Genomic DNA, 414 nt, shown 5'->3' with positions numbered 1-414 from the left:
GACTGATACTAATAGGCCGAGGGCTTGACCTCAAAAATTAGAGGCAATCTCAGAACAAACTCTTAGCTTGCCGGTAGTTATTGTTCAGTTTTGAAGGTGTGAATCTTCAAATTTCTGCGAAAGAAAAGAGCGGAGAAACGGGCGCGGAAGCGCAAATGAAGTTTCTTCTGCATAGCTTATCTTTTCAAGGAAACGTATGCACCATTAGCTCAGTTGGTAGAGCAACTGACTCTTAATCAGTGGGTCCACGGTTCGAGCCCGTGATGGTGTACCAGAATGGTGCGCTGTGGGATTGGACAAAGGGTGCAGTCCCGCAGTGGTGCCAGGCATACCGGGAAGCCGGCTGAAATGGCCCGTTGGTCAAGCGGTTAAGACGGCGGCCTCTCACGCCGCAAACGGGGGTTCGATTCCCCC

1 tRNA gene is annotated in these 414 nt (G+C 51.2%); it reads left to right on the top strand.

Features of this window, described 5'->3' with window-relative positions:
* The first annotated feature begins 198 nt into the window (after positions 1-198).
* Positions 199-274: transfer RNA gene (locus tag ACTQ3V_RS15735), tRNA-Lys, on the top strand.
* Positions 275-414: the final 140 nt, after the last annotated feature.

Origin of the sequence: Candidatus Agathobaculum pullicola, assembly GCF_052117205.1 — a bacterium.
GTDB classification, from domain to species: Bacteria; Bacillota; Clostridia; order Oscillospirales; family Butyricicoccaceae; genus Agathobaculum; species Agathobaculum pullicola.
This window is presented reverse-complemented; position numbering and strand designations above follow the sequence as displayed.